Annotated in this window: 5 protein-coding genes; 2 read left to right on the top strand and 3 right to left on the bottom strand. The window is 36.7% G+C overall.

Features of this window, described 5'->3' with window-relative positions:
- Window positions 1-444 precede the first annotated feature (444 nt).
- Entirely contained in the window at window positions 445-1,161 is a 717-nt protein-coding gene (locus AC805_RS16200; RefSeq protein WP_055076380.1) for a 2-phosphosulfolactate phosphatase family protein, read from the top strand.
- A gap of 46 nt (window positions 1,162-1,207) precedes the next feature.
- On the opposite strand, the gene AC805_RS16195 is transcribed toward AC805_RS16200, so the two are convergent.
- Together AC805_RS16195 and AC805_RS16190 are read right to left on the bottom strand one after the other, a co-directional pair.
- Window positions 1,208-2,500, bottom strand: coding sequence for a type II restriction enzyme (locus tag AC805_RS16195; RefSeq protein ID WP_055076379.1), 1,293 nt, complete (start codon window positions 2,498-2,500; stop codon window positions 1,208-1,210).
- Window positions 2,490-3,392, bottom strand: a complete 903-nt coding sequence (locus AC805_RS16190; RefSeq protein ID WP_055076378.1) for a DNA adenine methylase — start codon at window positions 3,390-3,392, stop codon at window positions 2,490-2,492. Before AC805_RS16190 ends, AC805_RS16195 begins: the two co-directional genes overlap by 11 nt.
- A gap of 410 nt (window positions 3,393-3,802) precedes the next feature.
- Here AC805_RS16190 and AC805_RS16185 point away from each other — a divergent pair, with 410 nt between their 5' ends.
- Complete coding sequence (locus AC805_RS16185; protein WP_055076377.1) at window positions 3,803-3,985, top strand: hypothetical protein; 183 nt, start codon at window positions 3,803-3,805, stop codon at window positions 3,983-3,985.
- On the opposite strand, the gene AC805_RS16180 is transcribed toward AC805_RS16185, so the two are convergent.
- Window positions 3,982-4,689: a Shedu immune nuclease family protein gene (locus tag AC805_RS16180; protein WP_231663228.1), complete on the bottom strand. Its 708-nt coding sequence runs from the start codon at window positions 4,687-4,689 to the stop codon at window positions 3,982-3,984. The two genes, AC805_RS16185 and AC805_RS16180, sit on opposite strands and share 4 nt — an antisense overlap.
- Between the last annotated feature and the right edge of the window lie 680 nt (window positions 4,690-5,369).

The raw sequence follows: 5,369 nt of genomic DNA, 5'->3' as shown, positions 1-5,369 counted from the left end.
ACGAGAGCCGCTTCTACGCCTTCACGTAAGGTAATTGCAAAAATTGGTAAGGCGGCACTAAAGTCCATAACTAACTTTTCCTAAAGATCCTAAGTAGTTCAGCAGTAGTTCTGCATAATTAAAAACCAAAGCCAGAGAGAGTACCGCCCGCTAAGCGGGCGGTACTCTCTTCTAGGTTTTACAGAAATTATCGATAAACATATCGATCAAACGAACCAAAAGGAAATTTTTGAAAGCGTTGCTTCGCAACGCTTTCAAAAATTTCCTTAATTTGGGTTTGAGCGCAAAGCGCTGTAAGTTTACTTATGCCTAGCTAACTAATTGTAACGCGAGGAAAAGATCGAAAAATCAAGGCAATTCAGCCCTTCTTGTCCTTGCGAACTTGCAAAACAAACGATCATAGAGTTTAATTTATAGTAGATAGCTCAACCATTAGATCCGTAAATGAAAATCTTTGTTTATCACACCCCTGAGTTAGTTCCGACTGAAGGGAGTCCAGACTGCGCGATCGCCGTTGATATTTTGCGAGCAACTACTACGATCGCCACAGCCCTTGCTGCGGGAGCCGAAGGAGTGCAAGTATTTTCCGATCTTGACGAGCTTTTACGGGTGAGCGAAGCGCATTCACCAGAATTACGGATTCGAGTCGGCGAGCGAGGGGGAAAGACAGTGGAAGGGTTTGATTTGGGAAATTCTCCCTTTGACTTTACACCTGATGTGGTAAAGGGCAAAAGGATCTTTATGAGTACCACCAATGGCACCCGATCGCTGCAAAAAGTCCAGAACGCTAAAGTAGTTTTGGCTTGCGCGATGATTAATCTCGGTTCGGTATTGAAATATTTGCGCGAAACAAAGCCTGAGACAGTTTGGATCGTCGGTTCTGGCTGGGAAGGTAGTTATTCCCTAGAGGATACGACCTGCGCGGGTGCGATCGCGGCTAACCTCGAAGACGAAGCTGATTTTGGTAACGATGAAGCGGTAGCGGCGGCAACGCTGTACAAAACATGGAAAGGCGAGGTGGAGGAGTTGTTTTATCAAGCTAGCCACGGTAAGCGCCTACTAAACCTCAATGGTGCGGAAGATATCGCCTACTGTGCCAAGCTTGATGTGGTTGATGTATTGCCAAAGCAATCTAGTGCAGGCTTGCTAGTTGCTGCCTAATTTGAATAGGGAATTTACTCAGTTTCAGCTACTATTGAAATTTTTGCTATCGCTGAGTAAGTCCCATTATCCAATTTATCCAAGCTAAGACAGTTTGAGATCTACGTTCGATAGTAGTTTTACTAAGTCCTAGATGTTCATCACTCATAATTTCGTTAACCCGATTTCGATTGGGCTGTTCACCCTCATCTAAATAAGTTTGCAAAGTTCTATTAAAAATTTTTCTTTCAATAATGCATTGGATAAGTGATAGATTTCGATTTCTGGCAGTTTTTCCCATAATCCGATACCCCTTTTCTGTCATTAAATAACAAACTCCTTGCTCCTTATTGCGTTGTTTTTCCAAAAGACCAAGATAAATTGCAGCATCGGCATAATAGCCAGCCTGTCGTATATTGAACGCGTAATTAATAGTTATATCTTCTTTTGAAAGTGAAGGATTAACACCATAAATTTGCATAAGTAAGTCCACTATTCTAGGAAAAACATCAGCCTGAGGAAATGGGACACCTGTAGGTTCGGGAGTAATTTTGATATGGGCAAGCATTTCTGTAACGTCTTCTAACTCAATATCATTTGAGCCTATCTGATATTTTTTTTGCTCTATTAATTGAATCGAATTATAGTTATTATCATCTTTAAATTGATAAATATAAAAGGAAAAAATATCATTAGAGTAAGACAGAAAAACTGGAATAACTTGTTTAGCAGTTTTGTTTGTCCAGAGTCTATAAGGATAATAAAGTTGACGAACCAAAAAGTCATCTACATCTTGATTTTTAGCCTCAATAATCACAAAAATATCTTCTCCTTCAAACCCTCCATCAATCTCACACTGAGAATTGTCTACATTGATTTGGTAATAAGTATCTTGTTGTGAATTGTTTATACAATAGCTAAACTTTCCAGTTGACATTCTTCCCGAAACTGTATATAAAACCTCTTGTCCAAAAAGGTCATTTATAATTCCACTATTATATGCACAAAGAATAGAAGCAGATTCTGAATAGATATTGGTTGGATTAAGAGTTTCAATACTCTCAGGAAAAGAAAATGCCTGTATATTTATAGATGAGTTATTGGGAATATCCTCATAACTTTTAAATCGCCCAATGACATAAGTTCCCCGTGAGTCAGGTTGAATCGTAAGATGATTTTGCTTAAAAATAGCGGGAAGTTGAATATAATGATCAAATTTTGTCATTAATCTCGCTTCTCGTTCTTTATTAATAGCTTTTGCAGAAATTTTACATATCCCTTTTTCGTTAATTTCTTCTAGAATATTGTGCTTATCAAATAATATTTCCCAAGCAGAATCATTCTTCGATTTATCTGACATCGTAATTACTAAAAACTAATATTTCATTTATTTTACCTCGACTAGTTCCAACAGAATTAATATGTCGAGTTGCCTTAACTTCATGCCATGTATAGTAATTCTTATCACTATAAAGATCTTTAATAAAATCTGTTGAAGAGTTACTAAGTAAAACTTTACACCCTTTATCAACTAATTCGTCGCATACTTCTCTAAGAAGACGTTGGTGATCTTTACCAAAGCCAGCTAGATCATATCCAGTAAAAGATGACGAATCAGATATGGGATCGTAGGGTGGATCGAAATATATAAAATCACCTTTTCTGGCTGTAGAAACTGCATCTTTAAAATCTTCATTTGTGATCTTAATATTATTCTGATTTAGGTACTTACTTATTGCTTTAATAACAGCTTCATCGGCAACTATAGGGTTTTTATTATCACCATAGGGAACATTGAATTGCCCTTGGCTATTGACCCGAAAAAGTCCATTAAAACATGTTTTATTTAGATAGATAATTCGCGCAGCTCTTTGGACATTACTTAGGCTTTCAAAGTCTGATTTACGATCTAACTCACGTAATTCATAGTAACGTTCTTTTGAAATATTCTTTTGATATTCTCTAGTAAGTTCCAGCAGCTCCTCAGGATTATCCCTAATTGTTTGATAACAATTAATCAGCTCTTTATTAGCATCATTAATAACTGCTTTTTTGGGCTGTAGATCAAAGAAAAATGCTCCAGCTCCAACAAATGGCTCAAAATAACTACTGGAAAAATCTTTAGGAATATATTGTCTTAAGATAGGTAATAGCTGCCTTTTACCACCAGCCCATTTGAGGAATGGACGCAAAATCAGATTATTATTTCTACGCCTAGATATCGTTTTTTCAGGCAGATATGTTTCAGTCATCGTTTTTTTTGCTGTACTCACAAAAAATCTCACATATTTTCAAAAGCAAGGGCTAATTAGCTTACAACAAAATCAATCTCTATTTGTGAATATTGTACGTTTTTGTGATTACTTTTAGGACAAAACATGATGATGAACATTTAACGATAACTTTACATTCCCAAATTATATGCCAACGCTGTATTTAGTGTGTGTTTTGTAAGATAGTTCTAGTAATTATTATGAAATTTGAGGCAGGTCTTCTTTGATTGAGATATCTGAAAAGTCTAAGAATAATATAGTCCTAGACTCGAATGATAATGAAGACTTGTATCATTGACTATTTAAATCGTGTTACAAGTGGATGGGATAAAATCTTATCCTCTTCAGACTGATAATAGCAGAAAGTTCCCTTTGAGGTAATTTGCTTAATGGATGCGATGGAACAGAATCCCAATTATCAAAAAGCTTATTTAGTTCTCGGTGGCGAAGGTTGGACATTGCGCGAATTCTATATCTCAGGAGATTTACAGCAATATATTCCCTATGGCGATCGTGTAGAGATTGTCACCCTTGAGCGATTTATCATGAAAGCCAATATGGGCAAGCTTTAAGCATCTTCCTCTATATCTAATAAATCAGAATCGATTTCCGTAAATGAATCTGACTCATAACTTAGTTGGTATAAAGATAATCTATCTTTGATATCTCTAGCTAATTGATCAAAAGTGATGCAAATTATTTTTTGAGAATCGATCAACACCTTATTTAATCGCCATTTAAGTCGATTTTTATCTATAGGTGACAGGAAAGACTCTCTACCGATTACTAGCATTCCATAAAAATTGATACTATAACTATCAAAAACAGCACGAAATTGGGCAATATTTCTAAAATCATCAAGCTTCCAAAACCAGTCAACAATTTGGCTAAAGCCATGCTCAAATCGAGGAGACCAATCAGACGTACTTCGCCCCTTTTCGACAAAAATACTATTTTTAGTAGCGTCTTCAAATTCAATAAAGCAGTAAGTCCCACTAACCGAGTCTCCAACAACCAGATCGGCACGAAAATCGCCAAAAACGGCAAATTCATGTTTAATTCTATCAAATCTCACTATTTCTGCTACATAAGAAGCAATAAATGCCGATAGATGTAAATTACTCCTAAAAAATGGTAATACATCTTGGGCTTCTCGAAGTTCTTCCTTATCTAGAAGCTTTTCAAACTCATTAAGTTCAGTAATACATCTTCTTACGTCAAAGTTGAAAGAATCAAGCGGTTTCAATTGTAAGTTCCTTCTTTGATATGGAGCCATACAATCTTTGTAGTCGATCATGATTGACAATATCAGTGACTATTATTTCATCGTCTTGACACTGAAAAATCAATCGATACTTTAAGCCTGCTCTTGCGAGGAAATAATTCTCCTTTAAATGCAACTTATGTACTTGTAGTGACGTATTAAAAGGAAAAGTCGCTAAGGATTCGATCGTTTTGATAACTCTCAAATAATCTTGTTTTTGCAAGCTGTCCAGACTTATTTGGGCTTTGTCGAGTAATACAACTTTATTTGACATGGCTAGATACTCCTAAGTCGTATCAATAAAACTATAAAACCTGAAGTTTTATCTAAGTTTTTTAGGTCTAACACTTGGTTAGCATAAAAATTCTATCATGAACCCTGAAAATGCTCATTGCTGTAACCCCCCAAATATGAGTGGCGGCGCGAAGCGCCGCCACTCATATAGCTGCCGCCAACTGTATCAGGACATAAAACCCCAAAGAGAGTTGCCGCGCGGAGCGCGGCAACTCTCTTTGGGGTTTTGATTTTGTCCTAACAAAACTGGCGGCAGCTATATTTGGGGGTTTGAAGTACATTTCAAGAATTCTATAGATAATTCAAATAAAAACTACAGCTTCGACTTCGCTCAGCTAGCTTACACCGAGGGCTGAGCGAAGTCGAAGCCCGTCTACAAGTTATTTAAAACAACTATA

This window comes from Pseudanabaena sp. 'Roaring Creek' (assembly GCF_001402795.1).
Taxonomy (GTDB): domain Bacteria; phylum Cyanobacteriota; class Cyanobacteriia; order Pseudanabaenales; family Pseudanabaenaceae; genus Pseudanabaena.
This window is presented reverse-complemented; position numbering and strand designations above follow the sequence as displayed.

Excerpts from the sequence above, each read along its gene's own strand:
- AC805_RS16200 (WP_055076380.1), top strand. The coding sequence starts at position 445 with ATGAAAATCTTTGTTTATCACACCCCTGAGTTAGTTCCGACTGAAGGG.
- AC805_RS16195 (WP_055076379.1), bottom strand. The coding sequence starts at position 2,500 with ATGTCAGATAAATCGAAGAATGATTCTGCTTGGGAAATATTATTTGAT.
- AC805_RS16190 (WP_055076378.1), bottom strand. The coding sequence starts at position 3,392 with ATGACTGAAACATATCTGCCTGAAAAAACGATATCTAGGCGTAGAAAT.
- AC805_RS16185 (WP_055076377.1), top strand. The coding sequence starts at position 3,803 with ATGGATGCGATGGAACAGAATCCCAATTATCAAAAAGCTTATTTAGTT.
- AC805_RS16180 (WP_231663228.1), bottom strand. The coding sequence starts at position 4,689 with ATGGCTCCATATCAAAGAAGGAACTTACAATTGAAACCGCTTGATTCT.